This window comes from Paeniglutamicibacter sp. NPDC091659 (genome assembly GCF_044756805.1).
Classification (GTDB): Bacteria; Actinomycetota; Actinomycetes; order Actinomycetales; family Micrococcaceae; genus Paeniglutamicibacter.
This window is the reverse complement of record NZ_JBIVTO010000012.1, coordinates 1-18,593: the sequence shown is the minus strand read 5'-3', so window position 1 is coordinate 18,593 and position 18,593 is coordinate 1. Positions and strand designations below refer to the sequence as shown.

Here is an 18,593-nt window from a genome sequence, read left to right as displayed (position 1 = left end):
TGGTGGAAAGCCGGCCAGCGTTGTTCCTTCCACGTGAGCTACATGGAACACCCTACGAACAAACGTGACAGGAGTCTCGGATAATTCATCCAACTCGATGGCCACTTCATCCAGATGGAGTGCCGCTGACACGACCTGAGCTGCGCGCGGCTGCGGAATCAGATGTGAGTTGAAAGGCTTGCAGCTGCGGCACCGATGGATTGCTACGCCACCACCGGGGACTTGACCCTGCAGTAGTACTCTGGGTTATCCAGCACGATCTCGAGGAGACCCATGGCAGCGAAGCCGCCCGCAATGTCACCGTCCGACCTGCCGGTTGCGGAGGTGCTCGACCGCGCCACGGGCCCTCGGCGCGCCGAGGTCGACGAACTGCTCGCGCTCCTCGGCGATATCAGCGGCGAGCAGCCGGTCGTATGGGCGGGCCGCATCATCGGCTTCGGAGAGTACGAGTACCGCTACGAGAGCGGCCACGGGGGCCGCGCGCCCCTGCTCGCCTTCGCGCCGGGTCCCGCGAAGCACACGATCTACCTCGTCAACGACTTCTCGGAGCGCTGGCCCGATCTCATGGCCCGGCTCGGCAAACACCGTGCGAGCAAGGCCTGCCTCTACCTCACGCGATTGACGGAGGTGGATCGCAGGGCGCTGCGCCAACTGCTGGAGCGCTCGCTCGCCGACACGCGTGCGCAGGTGCGCTGAGCGCGCCCGCCCCGACACTTCGCATCTAGACGGTCCGGCGCAGCGGGGCTTCCTTGATGAACAGGATGCAGACCAGCGCAACCACGGCAACGGCGGCCGAGGCCATGAAGATGACGCCCGTGGCGTCGCCGAAGGCCGTCTCGTACATGACCCGCACGGCCGGCGGCATGGTGGACAAGTCCAGCGACGTGCTTCCCGAGGCAACCCCACCGGAACCGTCCGGGGAGATCAGGTGCGCGGCAATGAGTGCGTGGATGACCAGCGAGCTGACCTTGTCGGACAGCATCGCGCCGAGCACCGCGACGCCGGCCGCCCCGCCGACGGAGCGGAAGAACGCCACTGACGAGCTCGCGGTGCCGATGTCGGTGACCTTGACGTTGTTCTGCACGGCGAGCACCAGGTTCTGCACCATGAAGCCCATGCCTACGCCGTTGAAGAACATGCCGGTGGCCAGGATCCAGTAGTTGGTGTCGTGGGACATGGTGCCCAGCAGCGCCAGCGCGCCGATGTTGACGCTAGCTCCGACGACCAGGAAGATCTTCCACCGGCCGTGCCGGGAAATCATCTGCCCGGAGAACACCGAGCCGAACAGGTTGCCCAGGATCATCGGCAGCGTCATGACGCCGGCCAGGGTGGGGCTGGCCTCGCGGGCCACCTGGAAGTACTGGCCCAGGAAGGCGCCGGAGCCGAACATCGCCACGCCGATCGAGACCGAGGCAATGATGGACAGCGCGGTGGTGCGCATGGCGATGATGCGCAGCGGGATGATCGGCTCCGGGACGCGTCCCTCGATCCAGATCAGCAGCGCGATCAGCGCCAGCGAGCCGCCGACCATGGAGTAGGTCTGCCAGGAGTTGAATTCGAAGTAGCCGGCCTTGCCGACGTAGGAAACCCAGATCAGCAGCACGGACACGGAAACCGTCACCAGCACGGCGCCGGCCCAGTCGATGTACACCTTGCGGGCAACGTGCTTGATGTGCAGCGTCTTGTGGATCATCCACATGGAAATCAGCGCAATCGGGACGCCGATGAAGAAGGTCCAGCGCCAGCCCAGCGGCGAGTCGACGATCACGCCGCCCAGCAGCGGTCCACCGGCCGTGGCCAGCGCCATCACGCCGCCGAAGTAGCCCGAGTAGCGTCCGCGTTCGCGGGGCGGAATGACGGTGCCGATCACGGCCATGCCCATGGCGGTCAGCCCGCCCATGCCGATGCCCTGGATCACGCGGGCGCTCATGAGCATGGGGATGTTGATCGCGAACCCGGCCAGCAGGGAACCCGCAACGAAGGTCAGGATGCCGACCTGCAGCAGCTTCTTCTTGTCGAAGAGGTCGGCCAGCTTGCCCCAGATCGGGGTGGTGGCGGCGTTGGCCAGCAGTGCCGCGGTGAGGACCCAGTTGAAGTCGGTCTGCGTGCCGCTGAGGGCGTCCATGATGGTCGGCAGTGCGATCGAGACGATGGTGGTGGCCAGCATTGCAGCGAAGAACGCGGCCAGGACGCCGACGATGGAGCGCAGCACCTCCTTCTGGTCCATCTGAGGCTGGTCGCCCTGGCGCTCGCGCGTCACGGCGGTTGACTGCTCGCTCATGCTTTTCCTTCCTGTGCAGCTTCCGCCACGGGTAGGTTCTTGCCTTGCAACTGGTCGACGCCTGCGCGAAGCGCTTGCTGGATCCGGTTCACGGTGGCCGCGGCCTCCGCGATCTCCGTCGGGTCCCAGTCCTTGAGCAGATCGGACAGCAGGTCGGTCCGGCGCTTGTAGGCGCGGTCCACCTCGTCCTTGCCCTCTGGTGTCAGCGAAATGAGTTGCGCCCTGGCATCGTTGCGGCATGGGGTGCGTTCCAGAAGCCCCATGGACTCCAGGTCCGCAACCTGCCGGCTCAGCGCGGCGGGGCCGATCCCGATCCACTGCGCAACGTCGGTGGCCCGCGTGGGCTGGTTTCGGTAGACGTAGAGGAGCACCCCCATCGCGGCGAAGCCGACCTTCTGGCCACCCTCGCCCAGGTGAACGAGCTGTCGCAGGGTGCGGTTCAGCGAGCTGACGCTCTCCACGAGTTCCAATGTTTGCGAATCACCCTGAGGCAAAGGACGGCACTCCTCGAATCGAAAATTAGTTGACCTAGGCAAATGTTGCCTCGGTCAACCATATGGGCAATTTAGTTGCTCCGTCAAACTAATTTGGTGAGACGTTTGCGACTACGCTTGATCCCGTGAGCACCGAAAACTTCAGCCCGGCCGACATCGCACTAGCTTCCCGACTGCGCTTGACTGCACTGGAAGCGGCACGACTGGCCGCACCGGTCTTGCGTGAAGCCTTCCGCAACGACGTACAACGCGAAAACAAGACCAATGCCCACGACCTGGTCACGGCCTTCGACCGGCACAGCGAAGAAATCATCCGCACCCACCTCACCGGGGCGGAACCCGACTCGCGGGTCCTGGGCGAAGAGGGCGGGACCACCGGCAACGGAAGCATCCAGTGGATCGTGGATCCCATTGACGGAACCAGCAATTTCACGCACGGAATCGCATTCTTCTGCATCTCGATCGCCGCGGCGCGCGACGGCGAGCTGCTCGCCGCCGTCGTGCTGGATCCGATGGCGGGCCATGAATTCACGGCCGACGCGGAGCATGCGTACCTCAACGGGGAGATCCTGACTCCCGCGCCCCGGCCCGACCAGGCCCACGCCAACCTCATGACCGACTACCCCTCGGCGGAGGCGTTGGTTGTCGACGGTTCCCTGGGCTTGGCCGAATTCGGATCTTGGGTCACGGCCTTCGCCACGGTGCGCCGCAAGGTTTCTGCGGCCCTGGCACTGGCCCATGTGGCCGCCGGTTGGTGCGACGTCACCCTGGGCCTGGACACCAAACCCTGGGACATTGCCGCTGGCGCGCTGTTGGTGCGGCGCGCTGGCGGGCGCTACCTGGCCTACCGCTATGACGACGAGCGGCTGCCCGACTACGCAGCGCCATGCTTCATTGCCCTCGGACCGGGTGCCGAGTATCCGGCCGCCACCGCGTCGGTCGAACGAATCATTTCCGCGCGGCGCGCGGCGGGCTTTGGCGGCTAGTTGCCCGCCATGGCCTTGAGTTCGTCGCTGACCGAGTAGTCCTCGGTGTTTTCGAGCCAGGAAGCCCCGATCATGCATTGTGCCTGGGCGCCGATGCCTTCGTCCTCATCCTCGATGACGAGGTAGCCCTCGGAATCGAAAACCTCGCAGCGGACGATGCCGTCGTTGTCGCCGACGTTCGTGGCGATCACGCCGCCGAAGAGGGTCGATGCGATATGGCTTTCGGTGAAGGTGCCGCGCTGGTTGCTGGTCACCGCAGCGGCGGGTTCGGTGGTGGTGAGGGAAATCTGGTACTCGCCGGTGGAAGACGCAACGAATTCATAGGTGTCGCTGCGATCAATGAAGGACATGAGCGTCGTGAACAGGAGTGCATAAAGTATCGAAACCAGCAGCCCGAACGCGCCGGTCACCAACGCGGTCACAGAGAAGCCGCGGCGGTTCAGCCGCTTGGCAATGCCGACGATGCCCAGCACCATGGCAAGCGGACCCAGCAGGAAGGCCGCGAACCCAAAGACCGGGACGATCGAAATCGTTGCCGCCACGATGCCGGTGACCATCGCGAACGTGGTCATGCCATGTGTGCGTTCGGGAGCATTCCAGCCGCCGGGACCGTAGCCATAGGATCCATACGCCGGGTACTGTCCCTGATACTGCCCAGGATATTGCCCCTGGTAGTAGTCCTGTTGCCGGGCCTGCCCCGGGGCTCCGCCCTGGTACTGGCCCGCGTACTGGTCCGTGTAGTGCCCGCCGGATCCCTGCCGGTTCCACGACTCGTGGCTTGAGCCGCCGCCTGGCGAGGTATTCGGGTCGGACATTTGGCTCCTTGAACAGAAGGGATTGGCGTGCTGGTCGCTCTGCGGCTCTAGAACGAAATTACCCGCTTCTTGGAGCTTGGCACAATCCGACTAGTCGGAACCATCACTCAGGCGGTAGACGGATCCATCCGGACGACGAAGGAGCACACCATAGTCAACCAAGTACCGCCGCAGCAGCACCGCATCGTCGGTCAGGTCCTCAAGGCGCAGGGTGAGGTCCGGCTCGTTGAGCTCCTCGCCGTGCTTCATCACCCGGGCCCCGATGGACCGCAGCAGGGAAAGTCGCTCCCCGTAGTTCTTGGGGTACCGATCGATGCGGCCGTCGGCATCCAGGAAACGGTCGATCCCTTCCTTGGGCATGTTCGAGGCACCGACCGCCAAGGTCCGCGCATAAACGCCATCGTTGACCATCCCCTCGGCGGTGAGCAACCCCGCGGCCTGCAGGTTTTTCTCGGCCTTGGCCTGCCGCGCCGGCGGCAGGTCCCCGGGGATTCCCAGCACCGCGTGGGCGTATGCACGGCGTGTTTCTTCATTGGCCAGGGCACCGAATACCTGCCGCCAGTCGGCCGTCGATTCGCTCATTGGTTCCTTCACTGTTTTTCCCTCGTTTTTCCAACTTCTCGGGCATACCCTGAGGGCATGGCTACTCTATTTCACCGAAATGCACAGGCCGCCGCGCACCACCACGGTGGCGGATCCCTCATCCTCGGCGGCATCCTGGCAGCATTGCTGTTCGGGGTGTTCGCAATTTTCCTGGCCAGCAACAACGGCACGTGGACACCCATGCTGATAGGTGTTTCCTTCGGCATATCCGCCGCCCTCTTTGGGACGGTTTACCACTTCACGCACTGATCCAGTCCGAAACCACACCGGCCGGGAAACTCGCGATCGGTGTGGTTTTCCTATGTCCGGCCGACCGCAACGGCCCGGGCTTGCGACGCCGCCCGCCCGGCCGACCGCCCGCTGAACAGGCAACCGCCCAGGAATGTTCCCTCGAGCGCGCGGTAGCCGTGGCAACCACCACCGCCAAACCCGGCGGCCTCCCCCGCCGCATACAGGCCCGGGACAGGCTCGCCCTCGGCATTCAAGACGCGGGAGTCCAAATCCGTGTTGAGGCCGCCCAGGGACTTGCGGGTCAGGATGTTCAGCCGGACGGCAACCAGCGGCCCGGCCTTGGGATCGGTCAACGGATGGGGCTTGACGCTGCGCACGAGCTTGTCCCCCACGTAGTTCCGTGCGCTGGTGACCGCGGAAATCTGCCCGTCCTTGCCGAAGGGATTCCGGACGGCCGCATCCCGCGCGCCGACCACCGCCGCGACCTCGGCGGGGTCGAGCAGATCCTCGCCGGTGAGCTCGTTCATCTTTTTCACCAGCTCGTCGAGGTTCGGCGCCTGCACAAAGTCCTCGCCGTGGTCCAGGAATGCCTGCACCGGATCCGGCACATCGACTTTGGCCCTGGCCAGCACCGCGCGCACGTCCTTGCCCGTCAGGTCGGGGTTCTGCTCGCTTCCCGAGAGCGCGAACTCCTTGCCGATGATGCGCCGGTTGAGGATGAACCAGCTGTGGTCGTGGCCGGTCCCGCGCAGGTGTTCCAGGGTGCCGAGGGTGTCGAATCCCGGCCACAGCGGATCAGGCAGGCGCTTGCCCGTGGCATCGAGCCACAGGGAGCTCGGCCCGGGCAGGATGCGGATCCCGTGGTTTCGCCACACGGGGTTCCAGTTGGCGATGCCCTCTGTGTAGTGCCACATCCGGTCTCCGTTGACCAGCTGGCCGCCGGCACGCTCGGCGATGTCGAGCCCGCGCCCGTCCACGTGTGCGGGGACGCCGGCGACCATGTTTTTTGGCGCCGTACCCAGGCGTTCGGGCCAGGCTGCCCTGACCTTGTCGATGTTGCCGCCGATGCCGCCTGTGGCGACGATGACTGCCGGGGCAAAGTACTCGAACGTGCCGATCGCGTTCCGGTTGGTGGCCACCCCGCGTTCGGCGTCATCGGGCTCCAGCAGGGTGCCGCGCACGCCGATCGCGGCGCCTTCGGACATGGCCAGCTCGTCGAGTTGGTGGCGCCACAACATGGTCAACTGTCCCTTGGCAACGGCCGTCTTCGCGGCCTCGGCGAACGGCTCGACGATCCCGGGTCCGGTCCCCCAGGTGATGTGGAATCGCGGGACCGAGTTTCCGGGGCCCTGCGCCCCGGCGCCGCCGCGCTCCGCCCAGCCGACGACGGGGAAGAACCTGACGCCGCGCTCGCGCAGCCACGCGCGTTTTCCGCCCGCGGCCCAGCGTACGTAGGCCTTGGCCCACTCGCGGGGCCAGTGGTCTTCCTCGCGGTCGAATCCAGCCGTCGCGAACCAGTCCCGGAGGGCCAGCTCCTCGGAGTCCTTGACCCCCAGCCGGCGCTGCTCGGGCGAGTCGACGAGGAAGATCCCGCCAAAGCTCCAATGGGCCTGGGCCCCGAGGTTCGCCTCGGATTCCTGGTCGATCAGCAGCACCCGGCTGCCCGCGTTGACCGCCTCGGTGGCGGCGACCAGCCCGGAGAGGCCCGCGCCGACGACAATGACATCAAAGTTTTTCGAATGTGGTGTGTGCGCCATGGACCCACCCTACCGAATGGTAACGGCGATCACACCAGCTTCGCAGGACAGCAAGCACTCTCACATTCCGGTTTCCTTGGAAAAAGGCCCCTGCTCGACGTCAGCCATTGCCGATCCGATTTCCGGAATTCAGTCGATCATCGCGTTTGCGCAAAATGCAGATTGGATCTCGAATGCGAGAATAATCCCATGAACGCCCTGGTTGCAGCATGAACAAGACTTACTCCTTGGTGAGGCCCGACGCACAAGAATGGTCCGCGCTGCCGCTGCGCCCCGCCGCTTGGCGCCAGATGGTCGTTGCATGTTTGATCGGAGTCGCGACAACAAGCGCCGCGTTCATCGCCGACCGGGGATGGGAGGACCTCCCTCCGGAATACTGGGATGGCACTTACCAGGTTCTCGACATGTTCGGCATTTCCGCAATTTTCATGGCCATTCTCTTTTCTGTCGGCGGCTGGTTTTTTGGCCGGCTCGCTGTCGCAATGGCACCTCTCGTTTTGCTCTATGCGGCTGTGCCGTTCACCGTTGACGGAAATCCGAGCGCACTTATCTGGTGGGCGGGCACAATTGCGGCAACGCTCTGGTGGTTTTTCCAGGCAAATTTCACCGTCCGGCAAATCCGCGCCGTCCACACTCTCGCCAAAGCCTCTGGCACCAGACAAACCGTTGAGCTCGGGCCGATCGCCGGCAAAGCGCTCAAGCGCGTCACGCGGCGCGGCATTTGCTGGGCCGCAGGTCTTAGCCTTGTTGCCGCTCTCTTCTGGGTGGCAACTCTAGTGATCGCGCCAACCGAGTTGGGCCACACACACAAGGAGCTCGGTGACCTGGCACTCTCCGACTACCTCACAACGGCCGCGGCAGGCATGAGCATTCTGGCACTCATTCAGTGGTTGCGCTGTGGCTGGCGGGGTATGGCCCGCCGGCACGTCGGCAACTCAGTGTGGCATGTTCCGGTGGGCAACGGCCCGGTTCAAGGACTGTGGTCACAGCATTCCAGGGATCTCGGCACGGTGCCCTTCGGCGAAGCGCAATCCCTCCCGACGTGCATTTGCATTGAGGAATACCTCCGGTCTGATCCGGACGAAGATGAGGACTTTTACGAAACCTTTGGAGTTTCGGCTTCCAATTACTGTCCGGTTCACGGCCTCGACCAGATCAACTCCCTGGCCCCCGAGGAGTTCCGCTCCAATGCCACGAACACATGGTTGTGGGACGAAGATTCCCCCGAACCATCATCGGCGCCGGCGGAGGCCAATAGGTCTTTGCTCATCGGCTATGCCGGGCACGCATTTACCGGCCTGCCGGCCCGATTCGAGAACGGGTGGGTAGAGTGCGATCCCTACCTGGACTACCTCGCGCCCGAGCGCGAACCCGGCTTCGAAGAACCACACTGGGAGCGTCCGCTACCCCCGCCAAGCGGAGTGCTCGATCGCATTGACCTAGTCCCTGCGGGGCTGGGCGGATATGCAATCCGCTACCGCCACGGCAGGGCGTGGTTCGAAGCCAACGACCGGGCCCTGGGCTCACCGCTGATTGCCAGCAAGTAGCTATTGTCTTTCCGGGCGAAAGTCCCGAAGGCAAGTGCGCCGGCGGCCGGCTCCGACGGGATCGATGGCAAGAAGCGATGGCAATACGGGCCACCAGGCTCGGGTGCGCACCACCGGAGCGGGACTATGCGGGCTGGGCACCCATTCGCATGCTGATCTGCTGTGCCGCGCGGATGCATGCCATGCCCAGTTCGTGGAGCTGCTCCTTGGAAACCCGGTAGAAGGGTGCCGCGATCATGGCGCAGGCAACGACACTGCCCCGGTGGTCGTAGATCGGGGCAGCAACGCCGACCTCGTCGCTGGAGGTTTCCCCGTGGTTCGCCGCATAACCCAGCGCACGAACCTCCCCGAGCCGGGCCATGTACGCATCCCGCACATCGGCGCTGTTTTCGGGCAGGACGATGCCGCCGGATTCCAGCAGGTCCCGGGCCGCCTGCCCACCCTCGTGGGCGAGGAATACCTGCACCGAGGCGCTCAGCGCCGTGTTGTAGCGGCTGCCCATGACGGAGGTGTGCTTGACCTGGTGCACGCTGGGAATCTGCTCAACCGAGACGGATTCGGCCCCGTCCCAGATATTGAGCACGGCTGTTTCGCCTGTCGCTTGTGCCAGTTCCTCGAGGATCGGGAACGAAATCCGCCGCACGTCGAGGTTGGCCAGCAACGGCCCGGCCACGGCGATGAGCCCCAGGCCGAGGCTGTATTTGCGCGTGTTCTCGTCGCGGGCCACGATGCGTTCCTGTTCAAGCGTCGCGAGGATCCGCGAAATGCTCGACTTGTGGAGCCCGACCTTGGCCGCGATTTCGGTGACACCCAGCACGGGATGCTCGACGGTGAAGCACCGCAGGACATCGATCACGTTGACGATGACCGAGGCGCCGCGGGATTCCGTGGCGTTGGGTTCGGCCGCTTGGGCAACCATCTGGGCTCCTAGGTAAGATCCGGCGGATATGGGCAACGCTGCCGAACGGCGTTGGATTCGTTCACGTCGACGTTACCGTGATTTGCGGGCGGGCAGGGCCAACCCTGTTGCGGTGCAGGCATCTTGTCGCATTCCCGCCACGTTTCAGGCGTCTTCCGGAACTCCGATGTCCTCGTTCCAGAGGCCCGGGTTCTCGGCGATGAATTGGCCCATGAGGGCGGTGGCCTCCGCGTCGTCGATGAGCACCACCTCGACGCCGCGGTCCCGAAGCAGCTCGAGTTCCCCGTCGAAGTTCTTGTTTTCCCCGACGACAACCCGCGGAATGCCGAACAGGATGATGGCGCCGGAGCACAGCGCGCAGGGTGCCAGCGTCGAGTACAAGGTGGTTCCCGCGTACGAGGCGCGGCGGCCAACGTTGCGCAGGCAATCGATCTCCCCGTGCGAGGTGGGATCCCCGTTTTGGACCCGCCGGTTGTGCCCGCTGCCGATCCTCGTCCCGCCCTCGAAGAGGCTGGACCCGATGGGAATGCCCCCTTCGGCGGCGCCCAGCAGGGCTTCCTCAAGGGCCAGCGCGTAGCCCGCGCGGTCGTGCTCGTGTAGTTCCTGCTGGTTCATGGTCTGCATTCCCTGTTCGGCATCTTCTTCGTCTTGGTCAACGGTACGCGGCGGCGCCGGCCACTGGCGGGCCCGCCGCGGATTTTGGTTAAAGCCCAAAGTGGGTGGCGTCCCTTGGAACGCCACCCACAGGGTGCTGCCTAGCGGTCGATGATGTTGTTTTCCGGACCGAAGCCGAACTTGGTGATGTTCTCGACGCTGTTGTCCTCGCCAATGACCAGGATGTCGTGCTCGCGGTAGCCGCCGGCACCCGGCTCGCCGTCAAGCACCGTGATCATCGGTTCCATCGAGACGACCATGCCCGGCTCGAGAACCGTGTCGATGTCCTCGCGCAGTTCCAGGCCCGCCTCGCGGCCGTAGTAGTGCGACAGGACGCCGAAGGAGTGGCCGTAGCCGAAGGTGCGGTTCGGCAGCAGGCCGTGGCCGATGTAGATCTCGTTGAGCTCCGCGGCGATGTCCTTGCAGACCGCGCCCGGCTTGATCAGTTCCAGGCCGCGCTTGTGGACCTCGACGTTGACGTTCCAGAGTTCCAGCGAACGCTCGTCCGGCTCTCCGAGGAAGAGGGTGCGCTCCAGCGCGGTGTAGTAGCCCGAGGTCATCGGGAAGCAGTTCAGCGAGAGGATGTCGCCGCGCTGCAGCTTGCGGGTGGTGGCCCAGTTGTGGGCGCCGTCGGTGTTGATGCCGGACTGGAACCAGACCCAGGTGTCGCGCACTTCGCGGTCCGGGAAGGTCTTGGCGATCTCGTGGACCATGGCCTCGGTGCCGATGAGTGCTACCTCGTACTCGGTGATGCCCTCGCGGATGGCCGCCTTGATGGCCTCGCCGCCGAGGTCGCCGATGCGTGCACCGTGCTTGATGACCTCGATCTCCTCCGCGGACTTGATCATGCGCTGGCGCATGGCATCCTGCGAGACGTCCACCAGGGTGGCGCCGCCGAAGGCATCCTGGATGCGCTGGCGGGTCATCACCGGCAGGGCGTCGTCCTCGACGCCGATGCGGGAAGCCTTGACGCCCGCGCGACGCAGGGCTTCCTGCAGGCCGAAGTAGAAGTTGTCGCGCTGCCAGTCGGTGTAGACGATGTTGTCGCCGTAGCTGGTGCGCCATGGCATGCCGGCGTCGATGTTGGCGGTGATCGTGACCGACTCGTTGGCGGTGACGACCAGGGCGTAGTTGCGGCCGAAGGTGGTGTACAGGAAGTCCGAGTAGTACTTGATGCCGTGGTAGCTGGTCAGGATGACCGCGTCCAGGTCCTTGGCGGCCATGATCCGGCGCAGGCCGGACAGGCGGCGCTCGAACTCGGCATCGGAGAACGTCAGTTTCTGCTTGGTGCCGTTGTGCAGGGTCTTCAGTCGTTCAAGCTCGGAAACGTTGGTTGCGGTTGCCGGTGTAATGGTCATGATGTTCTCCTGTGTTCTTGATGTTTGGTGTTGTTGCGCGGGAAGAAGGTGAGGGAGCTAGGCCAGGGCCTTTTTGCTGGTTTCCACGGAGCAGGCGACGGCGATCAGGGAGATGACGGCCGCAGCCATGAGGTACCAGCCCGGGGCCAACAGGCTCCCGGAGGTTGCAATCAGGACGGTTGCCACGAACGGTGCGGTGCCGCCGAAGAGCGCGTTGGAAAGGTTGAAGCTCACGGCGAATCCGGAGTAGCGGACCCGGGTGGGGAACATTTCGGCCAGGTAGCTGGGCAGCGTTCCGTCGTTGAGGCTGAGCATGCCACCGAGTAGGACCTGCACGAGCAGGATGATGACGAAGTTGCCGGTGTCCAGGAGCATGAACGCAGGAACGGTGAGCACCACGAAGAGGATCGATGCGCTCATCAGGACCTTCTTGCGCCCCAGCCGGTCAGAGAGCATGCCGGTGAGGAAGATGAAGCCGATGTAGGTCAACAAGGCAACCGTGGTCGCCACGTAGGATGCGGTTTCATCCATTCCCAGCTCCTGAGACAGGTAGGTGGGCATATAGCTGAGGATGACATAGAAGCCGACCGCGTTGAGCAGGACCGCGCCCACGGCCTGGATCAGCTGGCGCCAGTGGTTCTTGAACAGCATGCTGACCGGCGCCTTGATGACTTCGTCTTCCTTGGCGAGCTCCTTGAAGACCGGGGAGTCCTCGAGCTTGGTGCGGATGTAGCGGCCGATCAGGCCCATGGGTGCGGCCAGGAGGAACGGCAAGCGCCAGCCCCAATCCTGCATCTGTCCCGGTTCAAGCAGGCCGGTCAACAGTGCCGCCAGCAGCGAGCCCAGCAGCAGGCCGGCGGCGGTGCTCGCCGGTACGACCGCCGCATAGAGCCCTCGGCGGTTGGCCGGCGCGTATTCCACCAGGAAGGCAGAGGCTCCGGCGTATTCGCCCGAGGCGGAGAAGCCCTGGAGCACGCGGATGATGAGCAGCAGTATCGGCGCCCAGATTCCGATGGTTGCGTAGGAAGGAATCAGCGCGATGCAGAAGGTCGCTGCTGACATGATCAGGATCGACCAAGACAGCGCCTCGCGCCGGCCGATCTTGTCGCCCAGGTGACCCCAGAAGAAACCGCCCAAGGGGCGGACCAGGAAGGAGATCGCAAAGAGTGCGAAGGTCAGCATGAGCCCGGTCTGCGGATCCGATTCCGGGAAGAAGACCGCGGTGATGGTGACTGCCAGGTAGCCGTAGACAGCGTAGTCGAACCACTCGACGAAGTTGCCGATGAAGCTTGCGGCCACGACCTTACGGCGGGTTTTCTTGCCGATCCCTGCAGGATCGGGTCGCTCCTGGCCACTGAGCGTAGGGCCAAGATCGATGCGTGGATCTGTGGTGAGAGAGGTCGTTGCAGAACGTTCGGGGGCGGGGGTGCCGGCCGGGGTGTTGTTGCTCTGATTCATTGGGATTACCACCAGAAGGAATTGGAGTTGCATTCATTGCAACGCTGTTGCACTCACTGTATTTGTGTCCCGCATCACTGTCAAGGGTTGGATTTGACCTGCGTCATACCCCTTTGTGCTTGGTGCCAAAACACTTGGGCGCCCGGTTTCCCTGGGCGCCCAAACACGCGTGTCGTCAATGGCCCAGGGGCCCACATTCGGCACCAATTCCGCCGGATCCAGGCGCACCGCACGCGAGCACGACGAGCCACAACTGCCGCTATCTGGTCCCAAGGACTTCCGTGGACAACGAGTACTCGGCCTCGACGGCCCCTGCCACACCGTTGGTCACGGCATCCAGGAGCAGCTGCCCACGCTCGGCGCTGGCGCCGAGCGGCGAGGACAGGCATCCGCTGGCAGGTGTGCGCGACGGATCCTCGGGGAAAACGTCATAGGTCTTCAGCTGTGCCGGCGGATGGTCAACGGCACGGGACATGTCCACCTTTTCCGGATGCAGCAGCAACATGAGGGAGGTCTCCAGCACGCCGCCATGCTCGATGTCCCAACCCAGGAAGCCGTCGGGGAAGACCTTTTCCAGAGTTTCCTCATCCACGAAGTCCCAGTAGGAAAGCAACATGGCGCGTGCATCCAGCCCGGTTTCCAGGGCGCGGCCCACGGCGATCTCCAAGCCCTCGTAGATGAATTGGTAGTTTTCAAAATGACCGTTGAGGATGACCACCTTGGTGAACCCCTGGCCGAGGAAGGAACGGGCAACGTCCTCGACCTGGCCGCTGAGCGTCGCTCCGCTCAGGCTCGTGGTTCCGATCCGGTGGTTTCCTCCGCCGGAGCGTGGCTGCGACTTGTAGCCGTATGTAATCGCCGGAGCCACCACGGCGCCGAGCTTCCGCGCCACCTCCGCTGCGATGGCCCGCGACAACATCGCATCGACGCCAAGTGGCATGTGCGGGCCGTGTTGTTCGGTTGCACCGGCGGGGATGATCACCGTCGCATGGGGCTGGGCCACATATGCGGCATAGGTATCGGCATCGATATCTTCCAGAAAGACCGACTGCATCGGGGGCTCCTTGTTATGTGGTGCGAAGCGACTGACCTCGTGCCGGCCGCGCGCGTACTGCAGTGAACAGGGGAATGGGCTTGGATAACTGTTGCAAGTGCGGTGGGCCCCGCGGCAACCCTTGCCGCCACGGGGCCCACCATGCCTTGCCGGAGCTGAGGGTTGGCGGCTACGAACCGACCTCATGTTTTGCCTGATCCGAATCGTCGACAATGTGGTTGCCTGCCGCCACCGGCTCGTCGTCGATGCGCTGTTCGGTCCTCAGGAATTCGGCGCTGCCGTGCTCCTTGATGAATTCCGCATCGGAGCAGTCAAGCTTCAGTCCCAGCGGCACACCCTGCTCGATGCGGGACTTGAATCGGCTGTAGCCCAGGGCGTAGTACAGCCCTGCACTGGTGGCGGTCCCCGCCAGCCAGGAAAAGTCGATGCCGCCCACGGCGGTGGCAATCGGGCCCTGCAGCTCCGGAACCGAACCGTACATGCACATCCAGGTCATGAAGATTCCGCCGGCGAAGGCAATGAATGCCGCGGGATTGAAGGACCTGAGCTTGGTCGACTTGGGATCGAGGAACAGGTAGGAGAAGTCCTTGTGCCGGCGCTCGAAGACAAAGTAGTGGACAGCCATGATGCCGCCCCAGGTCGCGACCCATGCCGCGATGGCGATGATCCAGTTGTGCAGGACCTCGGCGAAGTCATGGGCGAAGAGGAATGCAATGACCGCGCCCATGGACAGGAAGCCGACCATGATCGAGAGCTTCTTGCGGGAGATGTTGATGTCCAGCGCCTGCGTGGCAACACCGAAGGTGTACATGTTGATGATGTTGGTGGCGATCGGCCCGTGGATAACCAGAAGGATCACCGGGATCGACAGGGTGCCGAAGCTTTCGACGATCAGCTGCCCGGGGTCGGCAGTTCCGTTCTTGGTCGCGAGGCTTGCCCCCAAGATTCCAAGCCACACGACGGGAAGGAACTGGCCGAGGACACTGACGATGTAGAGCTTGTGCGACTTGATGCGCTTGGACACGAAGCGCGAGTAGTCAGGTGCGTAGGTGAACCAGCCGATGCCCCAGCCGATGCCGATGGCGGTCATGATGGAGGACATGGCGGCGATGCGCGGCATTCCGGTGAGCACTTCGCCGACGGGACCCTGGTAGCTCCAGTCGATGTCCAGCTGCGTCCAGGCCAGGATCGACATGGCGATGAGCACCAGGATCGTCGGCGGCATGGTGATGCGTTCGAAGCGTGCGATGGCCTTGTATCCGCGGTAGCAGATGGCCACCTGGATGGACATGATGGCCGCCGCGGTCCCGATGCGCCAACCCATGTTGCTCGCGGACGGATCCACCCAGCCGATCATGCCGAACAGCGCCATGATCAGGTCCAGGATGACCCAGGTGTTGACTGCGGACCAGCCGATGGCGATGACCGCCTGGATGGCCGCCGGCAGGTATGCGCCGCGGCGGCCGAAGGCGCCGCGGGCCAACAGCATGCCCGTGGCGCCCGTCTTTTGTCCGAGGATTACGAAGAATCCGAATCCGAGCATGCCGATGACGTTTCCGGCGATCAGGACCGTCAGGGTGTCGGCCAGGCCGAGGCCAAGGTGGATGCCGAGGGCTCCGAGAATCCAGTTGATGGGAGCCACGTTGGCCCCCGCCCAGATCCAGAACTGACCGGATAGCTTGGTGGTTCGGGCCGATTCCGGGATCGGCTGCAGGGAGTCCTCGACCTCATGGGTCACACTTTCAGATGAACTGGCAACATCTCTACTCATTGGTTCACTCTCTCGACTGCGGGGGTTCGACAAGAACTTATCCACAAGCTTAGGAGTGATCCACGCCACTAGGTACACTCGGAATGTATATAACTTCGCCACATCGGGTGACACATTGTCACCATCGCGAGTGGCGTGAAACCGGACATCAAATAGTTTCGCTCGAGGAGTGACGCATGCTTTTGCCGCTGCAGGACGTACTGGACAGCCCTCTTTTCCTCAAGTCGCGACCGCAAATCCTGGCGGGAGCCACGCGCATTGAACAGACGGGCGTCCGGTGGGTGCATTCGAGCGAGGTGCTTGAGATTGCACCCCTCCTGCGTGGCGAGGAGTTGCTGCTCAGCGGGGGCCAGGCGCTGCTTAAGTTACGCCATGAGGCACAGGTCCAGTACGTCCAAAGCCTTGCCGACAGGAATGTCTCGGCCCTTGCGATCGAGACGGCCGGGCTGCCCATGGGCATTGGGAAGCGACTCATCGAGGCGGCCGAGGACGCCGGCCTTCCGTTGATTGAGTTACGGATAACCGTTCCCTTCGTGGAAATGGCCGAGACCATCAACCGCATCATCGTCTCGCAGCAGGCATTGGCGTTGCAGCGTGCCGATGCGATCTCCCAGCAGCTGGCACAGCACATTGCCACCGCCGGGCCGAACCTCACGCCGCTGGTCATGCTGATCGCAGACGCACTGTCGGTCAATGCCCTTCTGGTGGATCTGGCCGGCGTCCCGCTGGCCACGAGCCGAAGTATTCCGGAGGAGGACGAAGCCCTGGAAATCGTCTCGGACATTTTCGTCGGCGACGTGGTCGCCGCCAGGCTTCGCCTGCAAAGCCCGCGCGAGGCGGATCGGGAACTGCTATCGACGATCGCCGAACGGCTGGGCAGCATCCTCGCCTTGGCACTGGCGCAGCACCACAGGCCGACCCGCTCGCAAATTGCCGACTCGGCACTCATCCAGGCAATCATCCGCAATTCGAGTGCCCCCGAGATCCGCGAGTTGAGTGCACAGGTCGGCCTGTCGGTGACGACACCCATGGCGATCCTCATTTTCCGCAGCGTCGAACTGGGGCGCATCCGCGGCGCACTTGAACGGATCCTGCGCAGGCACAGCCCGGAAATCAAGACATACATGGATTCGGAATACCTCTACGGTCTCATTCCGCTGAACCCCGACTTCGCCCGCGCGGATCGCAGGCGCCTTCTGGAGCTGATGCGTGCCGACATCCACCCACTGGCCGTCCATGGTGTCATGGGGCCGGGCGTGCACGACGCCACGCACGGTTCTTGGTCGTTGCGCGAGGCGCTGCTTGCCGAACATCTGGTGAGCAGCATGCCGCATGCCGGCGGGCTCAGGGACTGCGACGACGTCGTCCTGGAACGGTTCTGCGCCCGGGAACTCGACGGCGATGCCGTTTACCGGTTCACCCAGGAACTACTCTCCGAACTCCTGGAACACGACGCCCAGCGCGGAAGCAACCTGGTCAAGACCCTTGAAACATGGCTGACCTCGGGCTGCAATTCAACGGCGACGGCCACCACCCTCTTCCTCGAACGCCAGACCCTGCACAAGCGGCTCAACAAGATCTTCGAGATCCTGGGCGGAGACCCGCGCGGCACCTCGCGCATGGCGGCGCTGCACCTTGCCACGAAACTCGCGCAAAACTCCTTCGAGCCGGTGCTGAAAACCTAGAGGACCGCGCGGATGGTCTGCTCGAAACTGGAGATATGCCCGAGCGCCAAGTCAGCGGCATCATCGGCCCGGCCCTCGACAATGGCATCGAGCAGGGCCACGTGCTCATCGACATGCCCCGCCACGGATGGAACCTTGTCCAGCACCAGGCACCAAATGCGGGTAGCCAGGTTGTCCAGGCGGATCAGCGTGTCCTCGAGGTGCGGGTTGCCGGCCGCCTTGTAGATCAGTCGGTGCACGTTGAGGTCGAAGGTCATGAGCCCGCGCTTGTCCACGTCGCGCTCCCCCAGCCGTTCGATGTCCCGCGCCAGCTCGGCCAGCTCCCGGCGGCTCCGGTCCGACGCGCTTTGCGCTGCCTTGCGGGCAGCCAGCGGCTCGAGGACCCGGCGGATTTCCGAGACATCGGCCAACTCGGTGATGTCCACGATGGTGGCAAAGGTGCCCCGGCGCGGATAGGAGACGACCAGATGGTCGGTCTCCAGCCGCTTGAGCGCCTCGCGCACGGGGGTGCGCCCGATGCCCAGCTCGAGGGCCAGCTGGCCGTCGTTGATCGGTTCGCCGGGCCGGATGTCCAGCATGATGAGGCGGTCTCGGATGTCGCGGTAGGCCTGCTCCGCCAAGGAAACGGGCGCTTCGGCGAGCTCTGCGGGAACTGCGATGTTGCTCATCTGACGACTCCTTAGCGTGGAAAATACGGGAAACATCTTAGTTTGGGTGCCGTTGCGACATCTTCCGGCAGGGCCATTGACAGCATGTGATCCCCATCATAGCATTGCAACCAGTTCTGATATATCAATCATCAACAACTTGTACTTCAGGAGTGGAAACCGGATGGCACTTACGACCACGACGCTCGTCGAGTCAACCTTGACCGAGAGCATTGCGACCCTTGATCCGGAGATTGCGGAGCGCATCGACGCGGAGCTGGCCCGCCAGCAGCGCGGCCTGGAAATGATCGCCTCGGAGAACCACACGGCCCT

17 protein-coding genes and 1 pseudogene are annotated in these 18,593 nt (G+C 63.9%); 6 read left to right on the top strand and 12 right to left on the bottom strand.

Translation table 11 applies throughout. The features are described from left to right. The first annotated feature begins 273 nt into the window (after positions 1 to 273). The gene (locus ACIQLF_RS18370) at positions 274 to 696 is read left to right on the top strand and encodes a DUF1801 domain-containing protein (protein ID WP_400301634.1); all 423 of its coding nucleotides are present in this window, start codon (positions 274 to 276) and stop codon (positions 694 to 696) included. A 25-nt stretch (positions 697 to 721) separates the two neighbouring features. Here ACIQLF_RS18370 and ACIQLF_RS18365 read toward each other — a convergent pair whose 3' ends face one another. Beyond that, positions 722 to 2,281 carry an MFS transporter gene (locus ACIQLF_RS18365; RefSeq protein ID WP_400301632.1) on the bottom strand — a complete coding sequence of 520 codons (1,560 nt, stop codon included), beginning with the start codon at positions 2,279 to 2,281 and terminating at the stop codon, positions 722 to 724. Next, positions 2,278 to 2,742 (bottom strand): MarR family winged helix-turn-helix transcriptional regulator, encoded by a 465-nt coding sequence (locus tag ACIQLF_RS18360; RefSeq protein ID WP_400301630.1) that lies wholly within the window; start codon positions 2,740 to 2,742, stop codon positions 2,278 to 2,280. The genes ACIQLF_RS18365 and ACIQLF_RS18360 overlap by 4 nt, the downstream gene beginning before the upstream one ends. Positions 2,743 to 2,900: 158 nt before the next feature. Between ACIQLF_RS18360 and ACIQLF_RS18355 the strand changes: the two genes are divergently transcribed. Beyond that, positions 2,901 to 3,761, top strand: a complete 861-nt coding sequence (locus tag ACIQLF_RS18355) for an inositol monophosphatase family protein (protein WP_400301628.1) — start codon at positions 2,901 to 2,903, stop codon at positions 3,759 to 3,761. On the opposite strand, the gene ACIQLF_RS18350 is transcribed toward ACIQLF_RS18355, so the two are convergent. Next, the gene (locus ACIQLF_RS18350; RefSeq protein ID WP_400301626.1) at positions 3,758 to 4,576 is read right to left on the bottom strand and encodes a hypothetical protein; all 819 of its coding nucleotides are present in this window, start codon (positions 4,574 to 4,576) and stop codon (positions 3,758 to 3,760) included. The two genes, ACIQLF_RS18355 and ACIQLF_RS18350, sit on opposite strands and share 4 nt — an antisense overlap. Before the next feature lie 90 nt (positions 4,577 to 4,666). Further along, positions 4,667 to 5,158 carry a DUF2087 domain-containing protein gene (locus tag ACIQLF_RS18345; RefSeq protein ID WP_400301623.1) on the bottom strand — a complete coding sequence of 164 codons (492 nt, stop codon included), beginning with the start codon at positions 5,156 to 5,158 and terminating at the stop codon, positions 4,667 to 4,669. A gap of 57 nt (positions 5,159 to 5,215) precedes the next feature. Here ACIQLF_RS18345 and ACIQLF_RS18340 point away from each other — a divergent pair, with 57 nt between their 5' ends. Beyond that, entirely contained in the window at positions 5,216 to 5,428 is a 213-nt protein-coding gene (locus ACIQLF_RS18340) for a hypothetical protein (protein ID WP_400301621.1), read from the top strand. Between the two features lie 50 nt (positions 5,429 to 5,478). Here the strand turns inward: ACIQLF_RS18340 and ACIQLF_RS18335 are convergent, their stop codons facing one another. Next, a complete protein-coding gene (locus tag ACIQLF_RS18335) occupies positions 5,479 to 7,167 on the bottom strand; it encodes an FAD-binding dehydrogenase (protein WP_400301618.1) in 1,689 nt (562 codons plus the stop codon). A 209-nt stretch (positions 7,168 to 7,376) separates the two neighbouring features. Here ACIQLF_RS18335 and ACIQLF_RS18330 point away from each other — a divergent pair, with 209 nt between their 5' ends. Beyond that, positions 7,377 to 8,714 carry a hypothetical protein gene (locus ACIQLF_RS18330; protein WP_400301615.1) on the top strand — a complete coding sequence of 446 codons (1,338 nt, stop codon included), beginning with the start codon at positions 7,377 to 7,379 and terminating at the stop codon, positions 8,712 to 8,714. A gap of 124 nt (positions 8,715 to 8,838) precedes the next feature. Here ACIQLF_RS18330 and ACIQLF_RS18325 read toward each other — a convergent pair whose 3' ends face one another. From ACIQLF_RS18325 to ACIQLF_RS18300, 6 genes are all read right to left on the bottom strand, one after another. After that, positions 8,839 to 9,633, bottom strand: a complete 795-nt coding sequence (locus ACIQLF_RS18325; protein ID WP_400301612.1) for an IclR family transcriptional regulator — start codon at positions 9,631 to 9,633, stop codon at positions 8,839 to 8,841. A 144-nt stretch (positions 9,634 to 9,777) separates the two neighbouring features. After that, the gene (locus ACIQLF_RS18320; RefSeq protein WP_400301610.1) at positions 9,778 to 10,248 is read right to left on the bottom strand and encodes a nucleoside deaminase; all 471 of its coding nucleotides are present in this window, start codon (positions 10,246 to 10,248) and stop codon (positions 9,778 to 9,780) included. 140 nt (positions 10,249 to 10,388) lie between these two features. After that, positions 10,389 to 11,645: an aminopeptidase P family protein gene (locus ACIQLF_RS18315; protein ID WP_400301607.1), complete on the bottom strand. Its 1,257-nt coding sequence runs from the start codon at positions 11,643 to 11,645 to the stop codon at positions 10,389 to 10,391. Positions 11,646 to 11,702: 57 nt separating this feature from the next. Next, on the bottom strand, positions 11,703 to 13,103 hold the full coding sequence (locus ACIQLF_RS18310; RefSeq protein ID WP_400301604.1) for an MFS transporter: 1,401 nt from the start codon (positions 13,101 to 13,103) through the stop codon (positions 11,703 to 11,705). A gap of 259 nt (positions 13,104 to 13,362) precedes the next feature. Next, positions 13,363 to 14,157, bottom strand: a complete 795-nt coding sequence (locus ACIQLF_RS18305; RefSeq protein WP_400301601.1) for a creatininase — start codon at positions 14,155 to 14,157, stop codon at positions 13,363 to 13,365. 169 nt (positions 14,158 to 14,326) lie between these two features. Then, complete coding sequence (locus tag ACIQLF_RS18300) at positions 14,327 to 15,928, bottom strand: purine-cytosine permease family protein (RefSeq protein WP_400301599.1); 1,602 nt, start codon at positions 15,926 to 15,928, stop codon at positions 14,327 to 14,329. 176 nt (positions 15,929 to 16,104) lie between these two features. Between ACIQLF_RS18300 and ACIQLF_RS18295 the strand changes: the two genes are divergently transcribed. Next, complete coding sequence (locus ACIQLF_RS18295) at positions 16,105 to 17,613, top strand: PucR family transcriptional regulator (RefSeq protein WP_400301597.1); 1,509 nt, start codon at positions 16,105 to 16,107, stop codon at positions 17,611 to 17,613. Here ACIQLF_RS18295 and ACIQLF_RS18290 read toward each other — a convergent pair. Further along, the gene (locus ACIQLF_RS18290) at positions 17,610 to 18,281 is read right to left on the bottom strand and encodes a GntR family transcriptional regulator (protein ID WP_400301595.1); all 672 of its coding nucleotides are present in this window, start codon (positions 18,279 to 18,281) and stop codon (positions 17,610 to 17,612) included. The genes ACIQLF_RS18295 and ACIQLF_RS18290 overlap by 4 nt on opposite strands. Before the next feature lie 163 nt (positions 18,282 to 18,444). On the opposite strand from ACIQLF_RS18290, the pseudogene ACIQLF_RS18285 reads away from it, so the two are divergent. Further along, a pseudogene (locus ACIQLF_RS18285) lies at positions 18,445 to 18,593 on the top strand (serine hydroxymethyltransferase); the annotation flags it as partial.

Bases quoted from the DNA above. Each gene is read 5' to 3' on its own strand.
- ACIQLF_RS18370 (WP_400301634.1), top strand. From the start codon at position 274: ATGGCAGCGAAGCCGCCCGCAATGTCACCGTCCGACCTGCCGGTTGCG.
- ACIQLF_RS18365 (WP_400301632.1), bottom strand. From the start codon at position 2,281: ATGAGCGAGCAGTCAACCGCCGTGACGCGCGAGCGCCAGGGCGACCAG.
- ACIQLF_RS18350 (WP_400301626.1), bottom strand. From the start codon at position 4,576: ATGTCCGACCCGAATACCTCGCCAGGCGGCGGCTCAAGCCACGAGTCG.
- ACIQLF_RS18345 (WP_400301623.1), bottom strand. From the start codon at position 5,158: ATGAGCGAATCGACGGCCGACTGGCGGCAGGTATTCGGTGCCCTGGCC.
- ACIQLF_RS18340 (WP_400301621.1), top strand. From the start codon at position 5,216: ATGGCTACTCTATTTCACCGAAATGCACAGGCCGCCGCGCACCACCAC.
- ACIQLF_RS18335 (WP_400301618.1), bottom strand. From the start codon at position 7,167: ATGGCGCACACACCACATTCGAAAAACTTTGATGTCATTGTCGTCGGC.
- ACIQLF_RS18330 (WP_400301615.1), top strand. From the start codon at position 7,377: ATGAACAAGACTTACTCCTTGGTGAGGCCCGACGCACAAGAATGGTCC.
- ACIQLF_RS18325 (WP_400301612.1), bottom strand. From the start codon at position 9,633: ATGGTTGCCCAAGCGGCCGAACCCAACGCCACGGAATCCCGCGGCGCC.
- ACIQLF_RS18320 (WP_400301610.1), bottom strand. From the start codon at position 10,248: ATGAACCAGCAGGAACTACACGAGCACGACCGCGCGGGCTACGCGCTG.
- ACIQLF_RS18315 (WP_400301607.1), bottom strand. From the start codon at position 11,645: ATGACCATTACACCGGCAACCGCAACCAACGTTTCCGAGCTTGAACGA.
- ACIQLF_RS18310 (WP_400301604.1), bottom strand. From the start codon at position 13,103: ATGAATCAGAGCAACAACACCCCGGCCGGCACCCCCGCCCCCGAACGT.
- ACIQLF_RS18305 (WP_400301601.1), bottom strand. From the start codon at position 14,157: ATGCAGTCGGTCTTTCTGGAAGATATCGATGCCGATACCTATGCCGCA.
- ACIQLF_RS18300 (WP_400301599.1), bottom strand. From the start codon at position 15,928: ATGAGTAGAGATGTTGCCAGTTCATCTGAAAGTGTGACCCATGAGGTC.
- ACIQLF_RS18295 (WP_400301597.1), top strand. From the start codon at position 16,105: ATGCTTTTGCCGCTGCAGGACGTACTGGACAGCCCTCTTTTCCTCAAG.
- ACIQLF_RS18290 (WP_400301595.1), bottom strand. From the start codon at position 18,281: ATGAGCAACATCGCAGTTCCCGCAGAGCTCGCCGAAGCGCCCGTTTCC.